Source organism: Embleya sp. NPDC020630, assembly GCF_044334985.1.
Classification (GTDB): Bacteria; Actinomycetota; Actinomycetes; order Streptomycetales; family Streptomycetaceae; genus Embleya.
Map to the genome: position 1 here is coordinate 702,436 of NZ_JBIRUB010000001.1, position 21,501 is coordinate 723,936.

The window sequence follows — 21,501 nt, forward strand, 5'->3', positions numbered from 1 at the left end:
GGGTGCTCTGGGTGCTCTGGGTGCTTCGTGTGCTTCGGGAGAGGGGTTGGTGGGTCGTGGCGAGTGGTGAAGGGGAGCGGGTGGAGGAGCCCTGGTGGAAGTCGGCGGTGGTCTATCAGATCTATCCGCGGAGTTTCGCGGACTCCGACGGGGACGGGATCGGGGATCTGGGCGGGATCCTGGCTCGGCTCGATCATCTGGTCGGGCTCGGGGTGGACGTCTTGTGGTTGTCGCCGGTGTATCCCTCGCCGCAGGACGACAACGGGTACGACATCAGCGACTACCAGGGCATCGAGCCGATGTTCGGTACGTTGGCCGACTTCGACCGGCTGACGGCGGCGGTACACGAGCGTGGGATGCGGCTGGTGATGGACCTCGTGGTCAACCACACCTCGGATGAGCACGCGTGGTTCCGGGAATCGCGCGAGGGGCCGAACAGCGCCAAACGGGACTGGTATTGGTGGCGCCCGGGGCGGCCGGAGCGCGGGGTCGTGGGGGAGGAGGCGGCGGCGCCGAACAACTGGGGGTCGTTCTTCTCCGGGTCGGCGTGGCAGTACGACGACACGAGCGGGGAGTACTACCTGCATCTGTTCTCGCCGAAGCAGGCCGACCTGAACTGGGAGAACCCGGAGGTCCGCCAGGCGATCTACGCGATGATGCGCTGGTGGCTCGACCGCGGGGTGGACGGGTTCCGGATGGATGTGATCAACCTGATCTCGAAGCATCCGGACCTGCCGGACGGCGAGTCGACGGGCGACGGGCTGTACGGCGACGGGTCGCCGTACTACGTGTGCGGGCCCCGGGTGCACGAATACCTCGCGGAGATGCATCGGGAGGTTTTCGCCGATCGGCCGGAACGGGTGCTCACCGTGGGCGAGATGCCGGGAGTGACGCTGGAGCACGCGCGGCTGTTCACCGACCCGGCGCGCGGCGAGGTGGACATGGTATTCCAGTTCGAGCACGTGGGGCTGGACTTCGGGCGGCACAAGTTCGACGTGCGGCCGCTGCGGCTGACCGCGCTCAAGGAGTCGTTGGGCCGCTGGCAGACGGGCCTGGCCGAGGTGGGCTGGAACAGCCTGTACTGGAACAACCACGACCAGCCCCGGGTGGTGTCCAGGTTCGGCGACGACGGGCCGCGATACCGGGTGCGTTCGGCGACGATGCTGGCCACCGTGCTGCACCTGCATCGGGGCACGCCCTACATCTACCAGGGCGAGGAACTGGGCATGACCAACGCGCCGTTCGCCTCGGTCGAGGACGTGCGGGACATCGAGGCGCTGGGCCATTACCGGCAGGCGATCCGGGCCGGCGAGGACCCGGAGCGGGTGCTGGACGGACTACGGGCGCGGGGGCGGGACAACGCGCGTACGCCGATGCAGTGGGACACGTCCGAACACGCCGGATTCACCACGGGCACACCGTGGTTGCCGGTCAACCCGAACCACACCACGATCAACGCGGCGGCGGCGCGGGCCGACCCGGAGTCGGTGTACCACCACTACCGCCGACTGATCGCCCTGCGACACAGTGAACCGGCCGTCGTACACGGCGACTTCACGATGCTGTTGGCGGACGACGAACGGCTGTACGCGTTCACCCGGCGCTATCGCGACACCACGTTGCTGACGCTGGCCAACTTCACCGGCGAGCCGGTCGAGCTCCCGGCGGCGCTCGCGACCGAGTGGGCGACGGCCCCGCTCGTCCTCGGCAACGCGGGCACGTCGATCGACCCGGCGACGCTGCAACCGTGGGAGGCCCGCGTACAGCGAAAGGGGTAGTCGGGCGTGTGGGGGATACTGGGGGTCTACCTAAGGAATCTCATGATTCGCAGGACCCGCATGACTCTCGGCATTCTCGGCTCCTCACTCAAGGAGAACGAGCACCGATTGCCGGTCCACCCGCTGCACGTCGAGCGGATTGCGCCGGACGTCCGCGAACACCTGTTCCTGGAGGAGGGCTACGGCGAGCGTTTCGGCGTAGCCGACGCGGAACTCGTGCGGCACGTGGCCGGCCTGCTTCCGCGTAAACGCCTGCTCGCGGAGAGTGACGTGGTGCTGTTGCCGAAACCGACCCACGAGGACGTGGCCGCGATGCGCGACGGCCAGGTGTTGTGGGGCTGGCCGCACTGTGTGCAGGATCCGATCATGACCCAGCTGGGCATCGATCGTAGGCTGACGATGATCGCGTGGGAGGAGATGAATCACTGGACCGCGACCGGCGCGTTCAGTGTCCACGTGTTCCACAAGAACAACGAACTCGCGGGCTACTGCTCGGTGTTGCATGCTCTCGCGCTCGGCGGCGCGACCGGCAGCTACGGCCGCCGGATGCGTGCGGCGGTGCTCAGCTTCGGCGCGACGGCGCGCGGCGCGGTGATAGCTCTGGAGGCGATGGGTATCTCGGACGTCACGGTGTTGACGGCGCGGGACGCGGTCGCGGTGGCGTCGCCGATGCCCTCGGTCGTGATGAGCCATTTCCGTTTCGGCGAGGACGACCCGTCGCGTCTGGAGGCGCTCACCGAGGGTGGGCCGGTACCGTTGGGCAGCCACCTCGCCGGCTACGACATCGTGGTGAACTGCATTCGGCAGGACACCGACGCGCCGTTGACGTTCGTACTGAACGAGGATCTGCCGGAGTATCGGCCCGGTTCGTTCTTCATCGACGTCTCCTGCGACGACGGCATGGGCTTCGAATGGGCCCACCCGACCACCTTCGACGCACCCGCCTTCACGGTCGGGGACAACTGCCACTACTACGCGGTCGACCACAGCCCGTCCTACCTGTGGGACTCCGCCACGTGGGAGATCAGCGAGGCCCTCATCCCCTACCTCGGCACGGTCATGGCCGGCCCGACCGCGTGGGACGCGGACGCGACCATCACCAACGCGATCGAAATGCGCGACGGCGTGATCCGAAACCCGAAGATCCTGACCTTCCAAAACCGCGCGACCGACTACCCACACGCACGGGCGGCGGGCGCGGGCGTCTAGGTCGGGGGGACTGTGCGGATTCGGGTGGTGGAGCGGGGTCGTAGGGTCGGTTCGCCTTGGTCGTTGCCTGGAAGGGATGTTTGGGTCGTGCGTCTTGCGTTTGCCGGGTTCGCCCACAGTCATCCGTTCACCGATGCCGGGGTGGCTCGGGATCTTGGGGTGGGTGGGATCGACGGGTGGGACGGTGGTGAACCCGGGCGGTTTGCGGCGTTTCGGGAACTGCATGCGTGTGAGCCGGCCGCCTCGCTTGCCGAATTGATCGCCCGCCGGCCGGACGCGGTGGTGGTGACGGTGCGGCCGGCCCTGATCGCGGCGACCGTGGCGCGGGTGTTGCGGGCCGGGCTGCCCTGCTTCGTGAACAAGCCGGCGGCGGCGTCGGCGAGGGCGTTGGCCGAGTTGGACCGGGCCGTGGCGGGGCACGAGGAGCGCTTCCTGACCTCGTCCGTGCTGCGCTTCGCGCCCGCCGTGGTGGACCTGGCCGAGCGCCTGGTGGGGCAACGGGTGCTCGGGGCGCGGGCGTTGGTCCGGCACGACATCGCCGGCTTCCTGACACCGGAGCGGGCCTGGCAGGACGATCCGACCGAGGGCGGCGGCACGCTGGTCTCGCTCGGCCTGCACGGCGCCGAACTCCTCGACGCGGTGGCCGGTCCGGGTGCGCGGGCGGTGGCGGCGACCCGGTCGGTGCTGGTGCATCCGGCCACCCGCTCCGAGGACACGGGCACGATCCTGGTCGGCTGGCCGGATGGGCGGCCGGGCACGATCGAGGTGTCCGGGGCGGGCGGCGAGGAGGTGTACGAGGTGGCGGCGCAGACCGGGGACGGGGTGCATACCATCCGCCTCGGCGGCGCCCCCGACTGGCAGGAGGCGCTGGGCTACCGCGCCACGATGCGCACGATCCTGGCCATGGCGGGCGGCGCGGCATCGCCGTTGCCGTGGTCGCGGAGCAGGGCGGTCCTGGAGTGCGCCGTCGACGCGGCGGCGATGGCGCGGGCCTGACCGGGCCGCCGCGTCACGGGCGCGTGGTGGTGGCCAGGCGCAGGATGGGCAGCGAGGCCAGGAGCAGGATCGGCAGGAGCAGGAACGCGGTACGGACCGGCATCAGGTCGGTGGCCACGCCGAGCAGGAACGGCGCACCTCCGGCGGCCAGGGTGGTGGCCCCGGCGAGCCGGGAGACGGCCAGGTCGGTGCGGCCGCCCGCCGCGCGGATCGCCGTCGCGGTGGCGAGGGGGAACTGTACGGACAGGCCCAGGCCGGACAGGAACAGGCCGGTATAGCCGAGCCACGGCACCGAGGCCGTCCAGAACACCACGAAGCCGACCAGGTTGACCGCGACGGCCCCGCCGTACAGCCGATCCAGCGGCACCCGCAACACCAGCCGCCCGCCCGCCAATCGGCCCAGGCACAGGCCGGCCACCACGGCGGTCATCGCGGTGGCGGCGGCGCTCTCCGACATCCCGGTGCGGTCGCGCAACAGCGTGGAGGCCCACAACGACAGCGAGAACTCCACCGCCACCGAGCACACCGTCAACAACCAGGCCCACCAGTAGGCGGCCGGCAGGCCACGGGCCGGCGGCCGTTCGTCCTCGGTCGCTGTCTCCCGGTGGTCCGGTGCCGGGCGGGCCGGCGGGTGCGGATCCGGGATCGGGGTTCGGCCGTACACCAGGGCCAGGGCGGCGAAGAGCACCGGGACCACGACCATGGCCCAGCGCCAGCCGGGGCCGGAGGAGTCCATCACACCGATCAGCAGCGGGGCGGCCGTACCCACGCCGGCGGCCAGGCCGTTGGCCTCGCTGAGCGCGCTCGGCCCTGCGATCGGGCCGTGGTGGTCGGCCAGCGCCGTACCCGCCACGTTCACCACCAGGAACGCACCGAACCCGCACAGCAGCGCCGCGCTCAACGACACGGCCGGGGTATCCGCCGCGCAGTACGCGAGCACCCCCAGACACAGCACCACACACCCGGTCCACAACGTGCGCCCACGCCCGAAGCGGCGCATCGGCCGGTCGCCGAGCAGGGCGATCAACACGCCTGCCGCCGCATAGGCCGTACTGTGCAGCGCGGCCACGGCGTTGCTCACGCCCAGTTCGTCGCCGAGCAGCGTGACGGAGGGGCCGAAGCAGTACAGGAAGTAGCCGAACGCGGCCATGTGCAGGTACAGCGACCAGGTCGCCCGGTCGCGGACCAGCCCCGGCGCGGAGCCGTCGATCACGCGAGATCGCCCACAGTCGTCCCCATCCGCATCGTGTGGGCCCCGTCGCGGATGAACCCGCCCCGCCCGGATCGTATGCGATCCACATGAACACTCGATGCCCAAACGACCACAGAACCCGGACCCGGGCCGCACGGTCACGCCCCCGCGCTCCGAAGCCGGCCGGTGCGACGCCCGCCCGACGCCCCGGCCACCCCCGGACGGCCCGACCCGGACCGTCCACCCCCGTCCCCCCGCCCCGTCCCCCCGTCCCCCCGCCCCGTCCTCCCCCGGTCCCGCCCCATCCCCCCCGACACCGACCGCTCAGCCCACCCCCGCCGACCACCCCTCACGCAGGCGTCGTTCCGCCGCCCCGCCCTCGTCCACCGGCGCTCGCCCCTCGCCGCGCAGGCGATCGAGCCCGAGCAGGGCCGCACCCACCACCGGGGGGTCCGACGCGACCTTCAGGACCGCCCTCGGCGCGACCTCCAGCACCCGCCGCGCCACCGCCGCCATCAACAGCGGCGGCTCCGCGGCCAGCACGCCGCCGCCGAGGACCACATCGGCCGCCTCGCCCAGCAGGTCCAGCCGACCCAGCGCCGTCACCGCCAGTACCGCGATCTCGGCCGCCTGCCGCTCGACCACCTCGCCCGCCACCGGATCGCCCGCCTCGGCCACCCGGAACAACAACGGAACCAGTTCGTGCAGCCGCTCGGCCGGCAACTCACCGAGATGCACCGCCTCGGCCACCGCGGTCGCCGACGGCAGACCGAAGTGCTCGGACGTGGCCGCGGCCAGCGCCGTCGCCGGCCCCCGACCGTCCTCGGCCCGCACCGACGACCACATCACCTCCTCCATCAGGCCGATCCCGCCGCCCCAGTCGCCGGTCATCCGCCCGAGCGCCGGGAAGCGCGCGGTACGCCCGTCCGGCAGCAGGCCCACGCAGTTGATCCCCGCGCCGCACACCACCGCGACCCCGCGCGGCGCGTTCGTGCCCGAACGCAGCACCGCGAACGTGTCGTTCCCGACGGTGACCGTGCGGCTCCACCCCCGATCCTCGAACTCCTTGCGCAGCCGCAACTCCTCCACAGGTAGGTCGATGTTGGCCAGATAGGCCGCGACATGCTCCACCGGCCCGACCCCAGCCGCCGCGCGCAGCACCTCCTCGACCAGTTCGGCAACCGCCTCCGCCGCCGCGTCGTGGCCGAGCACGTACGGCTTGTAGCCCGGCCCGCGCGCCCTGCCCCAGACCCGACCGTCGGCGTCGACCACCGCGACATCGGTCTTCGAATTGCCCGCGTCGATCGCGAGCACGGCCGGGGCCGGCCCGGGCGAGGCGCCCCCGGTCACCGCGCCCACGGAAGGTGCTCCTTGCCCGCGGCAAGGAGCCGATCGGTGAGCGACTCGGCGATGTCGTACTGCCCGACCAGCGGGTGTGCCAACAACGCGGTGAACACCCGGTCCCGCCCGCCGCGCAGCGCCGCGTCCAGGGCCAACTCCTCGTACGCCGCGACATGCGCGATCAGCCCGGCCTGCAACGGCCCGACCGGCGCCACCGGCAGCGGCGTCGCCCCGTTCGCGTCGATCCGGGACTGCACCTCGATCACCGCGTCGTCCGGCAAAAACGGCAGGATGCCGTTGTTGCGCACGTCGGCGACCTGGACCCGGGACGCCTGGTCGCCGCCCTTGCCCATCAGCGCGGCGACCAGCGCCACCGCCGCCTCCGAGTAGTACGCCCCGCCCCGGCGCTCCAACAGCTCCGGCTTGGTGTCCAGGGTCGGATCCTTGTACAGCTCGAGCAGTTCGCGCTCGATCGCGGCCACCTCCTCGGCCCGCGAACCGGTGTGCCGCTGCGCGGACACCACCGCGTCGTGCGCGTAGAAGTAGCGCAGGTAGTAGGAGGGGACCGTGTTCTGCCGGTACATCAGATCCACCGGCAACTCGATGTCCGCCGCGATCGTGGCCCCGTGCTCGGCCAGCAGGCGCGGCAGCAGGTCCGGCCCGGGCGCGCCCAGGTCGTCCAGCACGTGGATGCCCCGCTCCCAGGTCAGGTGGTTGAGCCCGACGTGGTCCAGGCGCAGCCGATCCGGCGCGACGTCCAACAACGCGGCGAACCGCCGCTGGAAGGTGATCGCGACGTTGCACAGCCCCACCGCGCGATGGCCCGCGTCGAGCAGTGCCCGGGTGACGATGCCCACGGGGTTGGTGAAGTCCACGATCCACGCGTCCGGCGCGACCCGGCGGACCCGCTCGGCCGCGTCCAGCACCACCGGCACCGTGCGCAGCGCCTTGGCCAGGCCGCCCGCCCCCGTGGTCTCCTGCCCCACGCAGCCGCAGTCCAGCGGCCACGCCTCGTCCTGCGCCCGGGCCTGCTGACCGCCCACCCGGAGCTGGAAGAGCACCGCGTCGGCGCCCTCCGCTCCCGCGTCCAGGTCGTCGGTCAGCACCACCCGGGCCGGGTGTCCGTAGCGGGCCAGGATTCGGCGGACCACCGCGCCGACCGACTCCAGGCGTTCCACCACCGGGTCCACGAGCACGAGTTCGTCGACCGGCAGGGTCTCGCGCAACCGGCCGAGGCCGTCCGCGAGTTCGGGAGTGTAGGTGGACCCACCGCCCACCACCGCAAGCTTCAACCCTTTACTCCCGTCAATGTCACGCCCTCGATGAACGCCTTCTGGGCGAAGAAGAACACGAGGATCACCGGCGCCATCACCAAGAGGGTGGCGGCCATCATGAGATTCCAATTGACCTGATGCGCGCCCTTGAACGACTCCAGGCCGTACGACAACGTCCACGCGCCCGGATTCTCCGAGGCGTACACCTGTGGACCGAAGTAGTCGTTCCAGCAGTAGAAGAACTGGAACAGCGCCACCGCCGCGATCGCCGGCCGGATCATCGGCAGCACGATCGAGATCAGGATGCGCAGCTCGCCGCACCCGTCCACCCGGGCCGCGTCCAGGTATTCGGACGGGATGGTGAGCAGGAACTGGCGGAGCAGGAAGATGGTGAACGCGTCGCCGAAGGCCATCGGGATGATCAGCGGCCACAACGTCCCGGTCAGGTGCATCTGCTTGGCCCAGAAGATGTACATCGGGATGACGATCACCTGGGGCGGCAACATCATCGACGAGATCACCAGCATCAGCGCCACGCCCCGGAAGCGGAACCGGAACTTGGCCAGCGCGTAGGCCACCGGCAGGCTGGAGACCACGGTGAACAGGGTGCCGAGCCCGGCGTACATCAGCGTGTTGCGCCACCACGTGCCGAAGCCGGGGGTCTTCATCACCTCGGTGTAGTTGCCCCACTCCCACGACGTGGGCCACAGATGGCTGGTCAGCGCCTGTTTGTCGGACATCACCGAGGTCAGGAACAGGAACACGAACGGAAGGATGAAGAACAGCACGGCGGTGACGGCGAGCGTGTGCACGCCGATCCAGCTCAGTACACGCTTGCGCCGATGCGGCTGCGCCGGTGTCCGGGCGGGCGCGGGCGGCGGCACGACGCCGGCCGCCTCGGCCGTGACGGTCTGGGCCATGTAACCGATCCCTTCTGGGCACGGTGGATCGTCGAACTCGGGTTTTCGGCGGGGTGGTTCGTGGCAGGGCGTGGCGGTCGCGGGCACCTTCGGCGGCGCCGGCCGCCGCCGCGCTCAGTCGTCGTCCAACAACCCCGACCGCCGCCGAAGCAGCACGAACGTGAACGCCATCGCGATGGCGAACAGGATCAGCGAGATCACGCACGCCGCACCGGTGTTGAAGGTGGAGAACCCTTCCTGGTACACGAGTTGCGGCAGCGTCAGGGTGGTGCCCTGCGGATAGCCCGGCTCGAACGGCTGACCGGAGTTGCCGATGATGCCGCTGGCGACCTTCCCGGCGACCATCGCCTGCGTGTAGTACTGCATCGTCTGGATCACCCCGGTGACCACCGCGAACAGCACCACCGGCGTGATCGCCGGCCACGTGACGTAGCGGAACTTCTGCCAGGGCCCGACGCCGTCCAACTCGGCCGCCTCGTACTGCTCGCGCGGCACGTCGAGCAGTGACGCGGTGAAGATCACCAGCAGGTCGCCGATGCCCCACAGGGCGAGCAGGGTGAGCGCGGGCTTGGACCAGTCCGGGTCGGTGAACCAGCCCGGCTGCGGCAGTCCGGCGTCGCCGAGCAGGTTGTTCACCGGCCCGGTACCGGGGTTGAGCAGGAACGCGAAGCCGATTGTGGCGGCCACCGGCGGCGCCAGATACGGCAGATAGGACAGCGTGCGGAACAGCCCGGATCCGCGCTTGAGCCGGATCGCCAGCATGCCCAGAGCGAGCCCGAAGATCACCCGCAGGGTGACCATCACCACGACCAGCCACAACGTGTTGCGCAACGCCTGCCACAGCGCCGGGTAGTCGTTGAAGACGTAGTTCCAGTTGCGGGTGCCCACCCACACGGGCGGGTTGATCAGGTCGTAGCGCGTGAACGAGTAGTACACGGTCGCGCCGAGCGGATACGCGAAGAAGACCGAGAAGCCGATCAGCCACGGGGACAGGAACGCGAGCGTGCGCAGGTTCCGCCGGCGGCGCTGCCTGCGCAGCGCCGCCGGGACCTTCGCCGCCGCGGGGGCGGTCGTGGTCATCGGATCACTGGACCTGGGCCACGTCGGTGTCGATCTGCTTGTCCAGATCGGCCAGACCCTTGCTCGGGTCGCCACCCCCGCCGGCCTCCCACTTGTACGCGAACTCCTGGAAGGTCACCTGGTACTTGCCCCCGTTGGGGCTGGCGGGCGTGGTGTTGCTCGCGGGGTGCTTGAACGCGTCGATAAACGGCTTGAAGTGCTCGTCGTTCGCCAGCGGCGACGCGGCCAGCGCGGCGTTGGTGGTCGGCACGTTGTGGATCGCCCCGGCGAGCTGGTTCAGCGCGTCGGTGTCGGTCGTCACGAACTTGACGAACTCCCAGGCGGCGCGCTGGTGGTGGCTGGACTTGGCGATGCCGATGGTGGTGCCGGTCAGGTAGCTGCGGCCGTACTTGTCCAGCTGGTCGTCCGGGACCGGGAACGGCGCGGTGCCGTAGTTCAGGTTCGGCGCGTCCTTCGCGATCATCGCGGTGCGCCACTCGCCGTCCATGGTCATCGCGAGCTTGCCGCTCATGAACGGGTTCTCCGCGGAGAACTCCTCACCGAAGGTGGTGCGGAACTTCTCCAGCTTGTCGAACCCGCCCTGGCTCTCCACGAATTGCCGCTGCCAGTTGAGGAACTGCGGGACGCCCGGGTCCTTGGACAGGGCCGACTTGCCGTCGGGCGTCTGGTAGGTCGGACCGTACTGGGCGAGCACGTGCGCCGGGGTGAACTCGTAGGCGTGGAAGGTGGGCAGGAAGCCCGCGACCTTGAAGGTGCCGTCGCCGTTGAGCTGGTTGAGCTTCTTCGCCGTCGCGATGAGTTCGCTCATCGTCTTCGGCGGCCCCGCGATGCCCGCCGCGGCGAACATGTCCTTGTTGTAGTAGAGCCCGTAGGAGTCCGCGAGCAGGGGCAGCGCGCACCGCTTGCCCTGGAACTGGGTGTAGTCCATCACCGCCTTCGGGAAGGTGGTGGCGGGGTCGATGTTGGACTGGGCCAGCCACGGCGCGAGGTCGAGCCACGAGCCGGACGAACAGAACTGGCCGACGTTGTCCGTGGTGAACGAGGACACCACGTCCGGGCCCTTGCCCGAGCGGATGCCCTGGGTGATCTTGTCGTCCGTCACGTTGGAGACGATCTTGACCGTGATGTTCGGGTGCGACGCGTTGAACTTGGCGACCAGGTCCTTGACCGCCTTGGTCTCGCTCTCGGCGCTCCAGCCGTGCCAGAAGGTGATGGTGACCTTCTTGTCGGGCGCCTCCGAGGCGCCGGTGCCGGACCCCGAGCCGCCGTCGTCGCCGGCGCACGCGGAGGCCATCAGGGCGAGCGTGGCGGCGCACGCGAGGGTCGTGAGGGAACGACGGAGCCGTGGGAGTCTGTGCACTGGGTCCTCCTCCGGAGATGGCGGCGGCGCGGCCGGGACGAGCGGCGCCGTGGTCCTGGCGGTGGTACGGGTGCTGCCGGTGGCGCTGGGTGTGCCTGGACGGGGGTGTGCCCGGGCGAGGGTGGGCCCGGGGCGGGGTACGCCCGGGTGCCGACGGGTCGCGGCGGTGGACGGCGTCGGGTGGTGCGCGTACGGGGATGGGCGTACGAGGACGGGCGTGCGTGTACGAGGTGGGTGTACCGGGCGGGCCTACGGGTGTGCGTGGTGCGTCAGGTCGTGGTGAAGACGACGTCGCGGGCGACGTCGAGCGCCGCGTGCACGGCGCCGGTGAGTACGGGGTTGGCGGGCACGTCGCCGAGCACGACGCGTGGGCGCGGGATCGCGAGGCGGTGCAACTCGTCCACCACACGTGAGCGCAACGCTTCGCCGCCGGCCATCGGGATGGCCCCCGACAACACGACGAGTCCCGGATCCAGGACCGAGACGATCACCGCGATCCCCACCGCCAGCCGGTTCGCCAGCTCGTCGAGGAAGGCGCCGCCGCGCGGTTCCGTCGCCCGCACCGCCCGGGCGACGGCCTGCGGCGCGGTACGACTGCCCACGCCGTAGGCGCGGGCCAGGGACAACACCGCGGGCGCGCCCGCGAGTTGCTGGAAGCCGCCGGTGTTGCGCCGGCTGACGTCGTGCGGCAGCGGCGCGCCGGGCATCGGCATGTAGCCGACCTCGCCCGCGCCGCCGGTCGAGCCTCGGTGCAGTCGGCCGCCGATCACGATCGCGCAGCCGATTCCCTCGTCGACCCACAGCAGCACGAAGTCCCCCGCGTCGCGGGCCGATCCGTCCCGCTGCTCGGCGAGCGCGGCGAGGTTGACGTCGTTCTCCACGTCCACCGTCAGGCCCAGCACCTCGCGGATCTGGTCCAGCACCCCGGGGGAGTGCCAGCCCGCGAGGTGGCGGCCGTAGCGGAACTGCTCGGTGGTCGGGTCGAACGCGCCCGGGATGCCGATCACCATGTGCGCGAGATCGGCGAGGTCGAGTCCGGCCGGCTTGGCGGCGGCCCGGACCGCCTCCCGGATCCGGCCCGGCGTATCGGCCGACTCCCGGCGCGGGGTGGCCAGTTCGTGCTCGCCCACCACGCGCCCGGTCAGATCGGCGATGGCCACCCGGATCCGGGCGGGCGTGACGTCCAGGCCCGCGACGTGCCCCGCCGCCGGGTTGATCTCGTACAGCTGGGCGCCGGGCCCACGGCCGCCCTCGGTGGTACCGACCCCGACGACCAGGCCCGCCGCCTCCAGGCGGGAGAGCAGCTGGGAGGCGGTCGGCTTCGACAAACCGGTCATCGAGCCGATCTGACCCCGGGACAGCCGCCCGTGCCGCAAGAGGAGTTCGAGCGCGGCCCGGTCGTTGATGGCCCGCAAAAGGCTCGGCCGCCCGGCCTGCTCCCGCCCGGACGCTGCCGCGCCGCGCTCGGTGCTCCCGGCCATGAGCGGTCTCCCTTTCGCCACTGTTAGGAAACCTTCCTAAGAGTTGTAGAGGAAATTAGGCCCGCTCTCTCGGCACTGTCAAGGGTGTCCGGCAAGGTCGTTCGCCTTGCCCGACAAGGGAGTCCGTCCGCCGGAGCCGGCGCGGGGCCCGACGTGCGGCTGCCCGGCGGGCCCATCTGCGGGCCTGCCGGGCAGCACGATCGAAGAAACAGGACTGTGGGTGGAGCTACGGACGAGTGCTACCGGTGGGTACTACCGACCCGAAATACCCATCGACGGCCTCGACTTCGCGCGCACTCCGCGCGAGCCGGCGTCCTCAGCACGGTCCGAGGTCGAGCCACACCCCCCACTGTCCGGTGGTTCCGGGGGTCTCGCCCTGGGTCCACCACTTGGCGCGGTAGGTGTGCCCCTGGTACGAGACCGTGTTGCCGCCCACGTAGACGGTGTTCGCGTCCCACGGGGGTGCGGAGCAGTTGCCCGGACCGGTGCCGACCGTCAGCCGGTAGTCCACGCTGTGCGTGGTGGAGGTACCGGTGGCGGTGACCGTCACCGTGTACGTCCCCGGCGTCGCCGCGGAACTCGCGGACAACTTCAGCGACGACGACGCGCCGGACTGGACGGTGCCGGGCGTGAACACGGCGGTCACGCCACTGGGCAGGTTCCCGGCGGCCAGCGTGAGCTGCTGCGGGGTGCCGCTGAGGGTCGCCGTGGTCAGCGACGTGCTGACGTCCCCGCCGGGCGTCACGGTGCCCTGGGTCGGGTTGAGCGAGAGGGAGAAGTCGGGGTTGCCCGGACCGGAACCGACCGTCAGCTGGTACTGCGCGCTGTGCGTGGTGGCGGTGCCGGTGGCGGTGATCGTGATCGGGAACGTCCCCTGGGCCGCACCCGCACTCGCCGTGAACTTCAGCGACGCGCTGTTGCCCGACTGGACGGTGCCCGGGGTGAACGCGGCGGTCACGCCGCTGGGCAGGGTCCCGGTGGTCAGGGTGAGCTGCTGTGCGTTGCCGCCCGTGGTCGCGGTGGCGACGGAGGTGGTGACGTCACCGCCGGGCTGCACGCTGCCCGAGGTCGGGTTGAGCGAGAGGGAGAAGTCGTCCGGGTTGCCGACACAGGTCGGGTCGCCGGTCTGGGCGGGCAGGCTGACGGCGTCCCACGCGGCCTTGGTCTTGTTGAACAGCGCGCAGGTCGGGTCGAGGCTCTTCGCCGCGGTCAGCGTCGTGGTGCGGTACTTCTTGTACGTCATGCCGCTGGTCTTGAGCAGCATGCCGCCGTAGAAGACCTTGCCCGCGTTCTGGATGCCGACGCCGGCCAGCGTGGTGTTGTTGCAGGTCGGGCTGCCGGGCTTGCCGTTGCCTGCCGGGGCGGTGCCCTCGGCGAGCAGGTAGAACCAGTGGTTCAGCGGGCCGGCCGCCTTGTGCACCTCGGTGTTCGGGATCGAGGAGCTGTAGCAGTCGGGGTCGCCGTTGGTGGACGGCTTGTACATGTAGCGGATCGGGCCCTGGCCCACGAGGTTGACGGTCTCGCCGACGGTGTAGTCCGGCGAGTCGAAGGAGGTGGGCTCGTTGGTGTACGCCTCGGTCAGCGCGCCGAAGATGTCGCCGGTGCCCTCGCCGAGTCCGGCCTCGCGGCTGGTGCCGCCGGGGGTGAACTGGTCGATGCCGTGGCCGAATTCGTGGCCGACGACGTCCATCGAGCCGATCCACTGGTTTGCCTGGTTGTGCCCGATCGAGACGGACGAGCCGTCCCAGAAGGCGTTGATGTCGCTGATGCCGACCTTGACCGGCCAGCTGCCGCCGGTGCCGTTGTGGCCGTTGCGACCCAGCCAGTCCTTGAGCATGTTCCACTCGTTCTGCGCCGCCCACATGACGTCGACGCAGCCGGTCTCCTTGCTGGACGCCTGGCCGTTGCCCCACGAGTCGGTGGACTTCGTGAAGACCTGGCCGGTGGCGTTGTCCGCGCAGCTCAGACCGGGACGGGTGGAGTCGCGGAGGGAGTAGGAACCGGCCGAGCCGCTGGTCTGGATGGTCAGCGGATTGGGGCCGTTCCACTGGCTGTTGCCGGTGCCGGCCTTGACGTCGTCGACCTTGTCGAGGACCTGGCCGGTGCTCGCGTCGACGAACACGTGCAGTCGGCTCGGGGCGGTGTCGGTACGGCCGGTGACCACCGTTTCCCACGCCAGGTTGCTGTTGCCGTCCAGGACGTGGACGACGAGGCGGTGCGATTCGACCTTGTCCACGACCGGCAGCTGGGCCTTGGACGTGGCCTCGGCGGTGCCGGCGGCCACGGTCGCCCGGGTCGGGACGGATATCTGCGCGCTGGTCGCGGCCTGGGTTCCGCGGACCCGGCCCTGACCGTCGGCCATGACCACCGCGTCGCCGCCGACGACCGGCAGGCCGCGGTAGGTGCGCTGGTACGCGACCGAGTACAGGTCGTTGATCCAGGGGGTGACGAGCTGTCGTTCGAACTTCTCGTCGGGGCCCTTCGCGAGGGCGTCCAGACCGTTCGCGACTGCCCGGTCGGCGGCGGATACCGCCTTGTCCTGCGAGCTTGCGGGGGGAGGGGAGGACGGTTCGGTGGTCCCGGCCGAGGACGGGCCGACCGCGCCGATCGCCAGGCCGGCGATCAGGGCGAGGACGGTCCCGGCCGTGGTCGTTCTGCGATTCATCGAGGCTCCTTGGGAGGGGACATGCCTCGACCACGTCGCCGACGTGCACCGCGGCGCTGGGGAGCGACACGGGCGACCGTGCAGGCCGGGTACGTGCCCGAGCGAGCGAAACACTCACACGGGTGTGGGGCGGCGGAGAAGCGCTCGGCGGCGATCGGCTAGTTCTGGCAAATGCTCGGGGCGGAACGGAATCCCGGACGACGGTCCGGTTGAGGTGTCGGGGCGACGGGTCGGATGAGGGATTCGGGCGATGCATCCGGATGACGGATCCGGGTGGCGGACGACGCCTTCCGGTCGCCTGCCGATGATTAGCGGCGAAATATCGGGCAACTCTCAAGATCCGGCAACCGGGCCGGGTCCGGAACACCGTACGGACCGCCCCGGACCGGACGGGCGCACCGGACCGGGGCGGGGCGTACCGAACCGCGCGGGGCGCACCGACCCGCACGGACGTACGGACCCAGGAGGCGACGTTGGCCGGCAGCACAGCGACGACCGGGCAGTCGAGCGGCGGTGGCGACGAGACCCCGGGCGGTGGTTCGGGCGGCGGCTATTCGGAGAACCTCGGCCACGTCATCTTCATCACGGCCGCCGCCGCCATGGGCGGATTCCTCTTCGGCTACGACAGTTCGGTGATCAACGGCGCGGTCGAGGGTATCCGGGGCAAGTTCTCGCCGGGTTCCAGCCTGCTCGCCCAGGTGGTCGCCGCCGCGCTGGTCGGTTGTGCGATCGGGGCCGCGATCGCGGGCCGGATCGCCGACCGGATCGGGCGCATCCGGGTGATGCAGATCGCCGCCGTGCTGTTCGCGGCCAGCGCGGTGGGATCCGCGCTGCCGTTCGCGCTGTGGGACCTGGCGCTGTGGCGTGTTTTGGGCGGTACGGCGATCGGCATGGCGTCGGTGATCGGTCCGGCGTACATCGCCGAGGTCGCCCCGCCGGCCTATCGCGGCCGGCTCGGCTCGTTCCAGCAGGCCGCCATCGTCACCGGAATCGCGGTCTCGCAGTTGGTCAACTGGGGCATCCTCAACCTGGCCGACGGCGACCAGCGCGGCAAGCTGATCTTCGGCCTCGAGGCGTGGCAGGTGATGCTCGGCGTGATGGTGCTGCCGGCCGTGCTGTACGGCCTGTTCACCTTCACCATCCCCGAGTCGCCGCGCTTCCTGCTTTCGATCGGGCGGGAGGCGCAGGCGCGGAAGGTACTCGCCGAGGTGGAGTCCGACCACGTCGACCTGGACGCGCGGGTGGCGGAGATCCGGGCGGCGATGCGGCGCGAGCACAAGTCCACGTTCAAGGACTTGCTGGGCGGTGGCGGGTTCGTGTTCCTGCCGATCGTGTGGATCGGCATCGGGCTGTCGGTGTTCCAGCAGCTCGTCGGGATCAACGTGATCTTCTACTACTCGGCGTCGCTGTGGCAGTCGGTGGGCATCGACCCGAACAGCTCGTTCCTGTACTCGTTCACCACCTCGATCATCAACATCATCGGCACGATCATCGCCATCTCGCTGGTCGACCGGGTGGGCCGCAAGCCGCTCGCGCTGGTCGGTTCGACGGGCATGGCGATCTCGCTCGGCCTGGTCGCGTGGGCCTTCTCGGCCCGCACCGGAAAGGGCAAGAACATCAAACTCCCGGACACCGAGGGCACTGTCGCGCTGATCGCGGCCCACTCGTTCGTGCTGTTCTTCGCGCTGTCGTGGGGCGTGGTGGTGTGGGTCTTCCTCGGCGAGATGTTCCCGAACCGGATCCGCGCGGCGGCGCTGGGGGTGGCGGCGTCGGCGCAGTGGATCGCGAACTGGGTGATCACGGTGTCGTTTCCGACGTTGTCGGACTGGAATTTGTCGGCCACGTATGTGATGTACGCGTGTTTTGCGGTGTTGTCGATTCCGTTCGTGGTGAAGTTCGTGCCGGAGACGAAGGGCAAGACGTTGGAGGAGATGGGGTGAGGGTGGGGGCGGTCGGGGAGGTGGTTGCCCCGGGGGTTCAGCCGAGGTCGCGGTGGCGGAGGGCGGTCAGGCCCGCGATGGGCAGGATGGCGGCGAGGGTGAGCAGGTAGGCGTACGGCGTGGCGGTGACGTCGGCGCCGGGCAGCTTCGGCAGGTGGGCGAACGGTGATACGTCCAGGAGCGACTGCGGCAACTTCAGGGCCGGGCCGAGCCAGCCGAGCGCGATCACCAGGCCGACCAGGCCCCAGACCGCCGGGGTGAGGCGGGGCAGGGCGCCGACGATCAGGACGGCCAGGCCGGTCATCACCCACACGGCGGGCGTCTGGGCCAGGGTGGCGAGCAGGACGCGGGGGAGTTGGCCGGAAACATCCCCCACGGTGATCCCGTACGACAGGCCCATCGCGAGGCCGCCGGCGGCCAGGACGGCGGCCGTGCCGAGGTAGGCGACCACCAGGTGTCCGCCGGCCCAGCGCAGTCGGCCGACCGCGTTGGCGAGCAGCGGTTCGGCCCGGGCGGCGGTCTCCTCGTCGCGCAGGCGCAGGATCGCACCGGCCGCGAACACCACGCAGATCAGGCCGAGCAGGCCGATCAGGGTGGACAGGAACGCGTCGGTCAGGTCGACGTGGCCGCCCATGCGGCGGACCAGGTCACGGGTGCCGTCGTTGTCGCCGACGATGTCCTTGGCGCCGTCGGCGATGCCGCCGAACACCGCGCCGCCGAAGGCGAGGCCGATCGCCCAGGCCGCGACGGTGCCGCGTTGGAGGCGCCAGGCCAGGCCGTATGCGCCGGCCAACGACGCGGGGGCGTGGGCCGGTCCGGGGCGTGGGCGGATGAAGCCGGCGCCGATGTCGCGCCGACCGGCGAGGGCGTACGCGAGCACGGCGCACCCGGTGGCGAGGGCGGCGGAGGGGAGCAGGGCCCACCAGCGGTCGCCGGCGAAGGGGCGGACGTTTTCGGCCCAGCCGAGGGGGGTCACCCACACGAGTGGATGGCTGCCTCCGTCGGCCGCGGGCCGGGCCGCGTCGCCCGCCGCGCGCAGGACGAAGGCGACGCCCAGGACGGCGACGGCGATGCCGCGGGCGAGGCGGGTGTTCTCGGTCAGCTGCGCGGACACCGCCGCGATGCCGGCGAAGACCATGCCGGTCAGCGCCACGGCGGTGCCGAACGCGAGGGAGCCGGCGGTGGATTGGCCGGCGCCGCGCAGGACGGCGGTACACATGAGCAGCAGCGCGAGGTTGGCCAGGGCGGCGCCGACCAGGGCCGCGGTCAGGGGTGCCCTGCGGCCGACCATCGCGGCGGACAGGGCCTCCTGGCGACCCGTCTCCTCCTCGTCGCGGGTGTGCCGGATCACCACGAGCAGGCTCATCAGGCCGGCGAGGAGGGCGACGGTGGCGCCGACGCGCCAGACGGTGAGGGCGCCGTAGGAGTCGGCGTAGACCGCGCCGTACAGGGCCCTGAAGGAGCCGTTGGCGTTCATGTCGTGTGCGACGTCGGCGCGTTCGGCGGCGGTGTCGTACAGCTTTTCGAGGGAGCGTTCGGTGCTGAAGAGGGTGCCGACCAGGGCCACCACCCAGACCGGGATCAACACGCGGTCGCGGCGCAGGGCGAGGCGGACGAGGGCGGGAGTGCCGGCGAGGTGGCGAGCCGACGCGGTGCGGGCGGGGGTGATGGCGGTGGCGGTCATCGGGACACCGCCACGGGCCGGGTGTCCTCGGTGCGGTAGTGGCGCAGGAACAGCTCCTCCAGGGTGGGCGGGCTGCTGGTCAGGCCGCGTACGCCGATCTCGGCCAGCCGGCGCAGCACCGGGTTCAGGTGCTCGTTGTCCACCTCGAGCACGGTGTGATCGCAGTCGCCGCGCAGGTCGTGCACGCCCGGGAGGTCGGCCAGACCGTCGGCCGGGCCGGTGAGTTGGACGCGTACGGTGGTCCGGCTCAGGTGGCGCAGGTCGGCCAGCGAACCGGACTCGACGGTGCGTCCGTTGCGGATGATGCTGACCCGATCGCACAGCGCCTCGACCTCGGCCAGGATGTGGCTGGACAGCAGCACGGTGCGGCCGCGGTCTCGTTCCTCGGCGACGCAGGTGCGGAAGACCTCCTCCATCAGCGGGTCCAGGCCGGAGGTGGGCTCGTCCAGTATCAGGACGTCCACGTCGGAGGCGAACGCGGCGACCAGGGCCACCTTTTGCCGGTTGCCCTTCGAGTAGGCGCGGCCCTTCTTGGTCGGGTCGAGTTCGAACCGGTCCAGCAGGTCGGCGCGCCGGGCCGGGTCCAGGCCGCCGCGCAGCCGGCCGTACAGGTCGATCACCTCGCCGCCGCTGAGGTTGCGCCAGAGGGTGACGTCGCCGGGTACATAGGCGACGCGGCGATGCAGGGCCACCGCGTCGCGCCACGGGTCGCCGCCGAGGAGGGTGACGTCGCCCCGGTCGGCGCGGATCAGGCCGAGGAGGACGCGGATGGTCGTGGACTTGCCGGCGCCGTTGGGGCCGAGGAACCCGTGTACCTCGCCGGTCGCGACCTCGAGATCCAGGCCGTCGAGGGCGTGCGTGCGCCCGAAGGACTTGTGCAGACCGGAGACGCTGATCGCCGTGTTCATGTTTCAGAACATACGCGTCCTTCAGAAAGTTGTGAAGTTAAGAAAAGTCAAGAATCATGAAGACGAAGCGGCAGCGTGCTTCGTGGGTGCCCGGAGGGTGGTCGTAAGGTGAGCCGGATGCGAGAAGAAGAGTCGGTGGCGAAGCGGGACGAGGCGGCCGTCGCACGCTACGTCGAGCGCTTCGCGGGCGAGCTGACGGATGCCGGCATGCAGCGGATGGGCGCGCGCGTGTTCGCCGCCCTCCTCGCGGCCGACTCGGCGAGCATGACCTCGGCCGAACTCGCCGAGTCGCTGCGGATCAGCCCGGCGGCGGTGTCCTCGGCGATCGGCTACCTCACCCAGGTGCGCATGGTCCACCGCGAACGCGAGCCGGGTTCGCGCCGGGACCGCTACTGCCTGCACGACGAACTCTGGTACGAGACCTACGGAGAGCGCGACAAACTCCTGAGCCGCTTCGAGACAATCCTGCGAGACGGCGCCCAAACCCTGGGCCCGGACACCCCGGCAGGCGCCCGAGCCTTGGAATCCGCCGACTTCTTCGCCTTCCTCCAGGAAGAATTCGTCGGAGTCATGCAACGCTGGCGAGCCCGCTCCGCCAGATAGCCCCGCCCACCCCCGAGCCCACGCGGGCAAGCCCGCGCGACGGGCAGCCTGGACGGCTGAACCCAGCCCATCCCAGCCGCCCCGCCCCCGAGCCCGCCGACGCAAGTTCTCGCGAACGGCAGCTTGTTCCGCCGAACACAATCCATCTCAGCCGGTCCGGCGTTTGAGGACGCCCACGCAGGCACCCCTAAACGGCATCCGGGTGCGCAGCCCATCTCAGCCGGTCCGGCGTTTGAGGACGCCTGCGCGGGCATCCGCGAACGGCAGCTTGGTGCGCCGAACGCAATTCAGCCCGTCCGGCGCTTGAGGACCCTCAGGGCGTGCCAGGCTCGATCGGCACGTTGGGGCACTGCGCGCCCAGCCGCTGGAGCGTGTCGAGCTCGGTCGGGTCGACCGCCAAGTCGTACTTGGTCTTCACGATCACCCAGTCCGTGAGGTACGTACAGCGCGCCCCCTCATACGGTGGCAGCCACGTGCTCGGATCCTGATCGGCCTTGGAGCGGTTGTACTTCGCCGTCACGGCCACCAACGCCCGAGGCTGGTCGAGGTCGTTGGCATACGCCTCACGCTGCTTCGAGGTCCACGCGGACGCGCCCGAGTCCCACGCCTCGGCCAACGGCACCATGTGGTCGATGTCCAGCCCGGCCGCGCCGTCGACGTAGGCATCTTCGTAGTAGGAATACCAACGCCCTCCGGCAAGAGCGCACTTGGCGCCGATCTCGGGCGGAAGCACGGCCTCGTCGATCAATACCTCCGCGCGCGTCGTGCAACCGTTCTTGTCCGCGTCGATCCAGTGCCGGAACGCCGCGCGGTCATAGCCGGAACGATCCTCCTCCGCGACCCGAAGATTGGCGATCGCGTCGTGCAGCGGAAGGCGCGTGGCCGACGCCGCCGCCCCCGCGGCCGGCGCCGCCACAGCCGTGCCCGGCGTGAAGAGCAGTGCGCCGACGCTCGTTGCCGCCACCACCAGGGAAGCCATCCGGCGCCCAGTGGCCCTCGTCCTCGTCATCTGAGTCATCGTCATCGTGTCGCCCCGGAGTCGTCGTGATCAGGTTCGCGGTCCTGTTGTA

General features: G+C 70.7%; 16 protein-coding genes. 5 read left to right on the forward strand and 11 right to left on the reverse strand.

Features of this window, described 5'->3' with window-relative positions:
• Positions 1 to 80 precede the first annotated feature (80 nt).
• The 3 genes from ACH4XV_RS02910 (at position 81) to ACH4XV_RS02920 (ending at position 3,983) form a co-directional block, all read left to right on the forward strand.
• Positions 81 to 1,778 carry an alpha-glucosidase gene (locus ACH4XV_RS02910; RefSeq protein WP_395786498.1) on the forward strand — a complete coding sequence of 566 codons (1,698 nt, stop codon included), beginning with the start codon at positions 81 to 83 and terminating at the stop codon, positions 1,776 to 1,778.
• A 42-nt stretch (positions 1,779 to 1,820) separates the two neighbouring features.
• A complete protein-coding gene (locus ACH4XV_RS02915; RefSeq protein ID WP_395786499.1) occupies positions 1,821 to 2,987 on the forward strand; it encodes a N(5)-(carboxyethyl)ornithine synthase in 1,167 nt (388 codons plus the stop codon).
• A gap of 159 nt (positions 2,988 to 3,146) precedes the next feature.
• Positions 3,147 to 3,983: a Gfo/Idh/MocA family protein gene (locus ACH4XV_RS02920; RefSeq protein ID WP_395786500.1), complete on the forward strand. Its 837-nt coding sequence runs from the start codon at positions 3,147 to 3,149 to the stop codon at positions 3,981 to 3,983.
• A gap of 13 nt (positions 3,984 to 3,996) precedes the next feature.
• Here ACH4XV_RS02920 and ACH4XV_RS02925 read toward each other — a convergent pair whose 3' ends face one another.
• From ACH4XV_RS02925 to ACH4XV_RS02960, 8 genes are all read right to left on the reverse strand, one after another.
• A complete protein-coding gene (locus ACH4XV_RS02925) occupies positions 3,997 to 5,196 on the reverse strand; it encodes an MFS transporter (protein WP_379997929.1) in 1,200 nt (399 codons plus the stop codon).
• A gap of 303 nt (positions 5,197 to 5,499) precedes the next feature.
• The gene (locus ACH4XV_RS02930) at positions 5,500 to 6,534 is read right to left on the reverse strand and encodes an N-acetylglucosamine kinase (RefSeq protein WP_395786501.1); all 1,035 of its coding nucleotides are present in this window, start codon (positions 6,532 to 6,534) and stop codon (positions 5,500 to 5,502) included.
• Positions 6,522 to 7,808, reverse strand: coding sequence for a 6-phospho-beta-glucosidase (locus ACH4XV_RS02935; RefSeq protein WP_395786502.1), 1,287 nt, complete (start codon positions 7,806 to 7,808; stop codon positions 6,522 to 6,524). The genes ACH4XV_RS02930 and ACH4XV_RS02935 overlap by 13 nt, the downstream gene beginning before the upstream one ends.
• Positions 7,805 to 8,710 carry a carbohydrate ABC transporter permease gene (locus ACH4XV_RS02940; RefSeq protein ID WP_379997922.1) on the reverse strand — a complete coding sequence of 302 codons (906 nt, stop codon included), beginning with the start codon at positions 8,708 to 8,710 and terminating at the stop codon, positions 7,805 to 7,807. Before ACH4XV_RS02940 ends, ACH4XV_RS02935 begins: the two co-directional genes overlap by 4 nt.
• A 114-nt stretch (positions 8,711 to 8,824) precedes the next feature.
• Positions 8,825 to 9,790 (reverse strand): carbohydrate ABC transporter permease, encoded by a 966-nt coding sequence (locus ACH4XV_RS02945; protein WP_379997920.1) that lies wholly within the window; start codon positions 9,788 to 9,790, stop codon positions 8,825 to 8,827.
• Positions 9,791 to 9,794: 4 nt separating this feature from the next.
• Positions 9,795 to 11,084, reverse strand: coding sequence for an ABC transporter substrate-binding protein (locus tag ACH4XV_RS02950; RefSeq protein WP_395787045.1), 1,290 nt, complete (start codon positions 11,082 to 11,084; stop codon positions 9,795 to 9,797).
• A 335-nt stretch (positions 11,085 to 11,419) separates the two neighbouring features.
• Positions 11,420 to 12,631 carry an ROK family protein gene (locus ACH4XV_RS02955; protein ID WP_395786503.1) on the reverse strand — a complete coding sequence of 404 codons (1,212 nt, stop codon included), beginning with the start codon at positions 12,629 to 12,631 and terminating at the stop codon, positions 11,420 to 11,422.
• Positions 12,632 to 12,947: 316 nt separating this feature from the next.
• Positions 12,948 to 15,296: a M4 family metallopeptidase gene (locus tag ACH4XV_RS02960; protein ID WP_395786504.1), complete on the reverse strand. Its 2,349-nt coding sequence runs from the start codon at positions 15,294 to 15,296 to the stop codon at positions 12,948 to 12,950.
• Between the two features lie 473 nt (positions 15,297 to 15,769).
• Between ACH4XV_RS02960 and ACH4XV_RS02965 the strand changes: the two genes are divergently transcribed.
• Entirely contained in the window at positions 15,770 to 17,236 is a 1,467-nt protein-coding gene (locus tag ACH4XV_RS02965) for a sugar porter family MFS transporter (protein ID WP_395786505.1), read from the forward strand.
• A gap of 37 nt (positions 17,237 to 17,273) precedes the next feature.
• Here ACH4XV_RS02965 and ACH4XV_RS02970 read toward each other — a convergent pair whose 3' ends face one another.
• Together ACH4XV_RS02970 and ACH4XV_RS02975 are read right to left on the reverse strand one after the other, a co-directional pair.
• Entirely contained in the window at positions 17,274 to 18,920 is a 1,647-nt protein-coding gene (locus tag ACH4XV_RS02970) for an ABC transporter permease (RefSeq protein WP_395786506.1), read from the reverse strand.
• Positions 18,917 to 19,828, reverse strand: coding sequence for an ATP-binding cassette domain-containing protein (locus tag ACH4XV_RS02975; RefSeq protein WP_395786507.1), 912 nt, complete (start codon positions 19,826 to 19,828; stop codon positions 18,917 to 18,919). Before ACH4XV_RS02975 ends, ACH4XV_RS02970 begins: the two co-directional genes overlap by 4 nt.
• Before the next feature lie 117 nt (positions 19,829 to 19,945).
• On the opposite strand from ACH4XV_RS02975, the gene ACH4XV_RS02980 reads away from it, so the two are divergent.
• The gene (locus ACH4XV_RS02980) at positions 19,946 to 20,431 is read left to right on the forward strand and encodes a GbsR/MarR family transcriptional regulator (RefSeq protein ID WP_379997906.1); all 486 of its coding nucleotides are present in this window, start codon (positions 19,946 to 19,948) and stop codon (positions 20,429 to 20,431) included.
• Between the two features lie 313 nt (positions 20,432 to 20,744).
• Here the strand turns inward: ACH4XV_RS02980 and ACH4XV_RS02985 are convergent, their stop codons facing one another.
• Positions 20,745 to 21,440, reverse strand: coding sequence for an HNH endonuclease family protein (locus ACH4XV_RS02985; protein ID WP_395786508.1), 696 nt, complete (start codon positions 21,438 to 21,440; stop codon positions 20,745 to 20,747).
• Between the last annotated feature and the right edge of the window lie 61 nt (positions 21,441 to 21,501).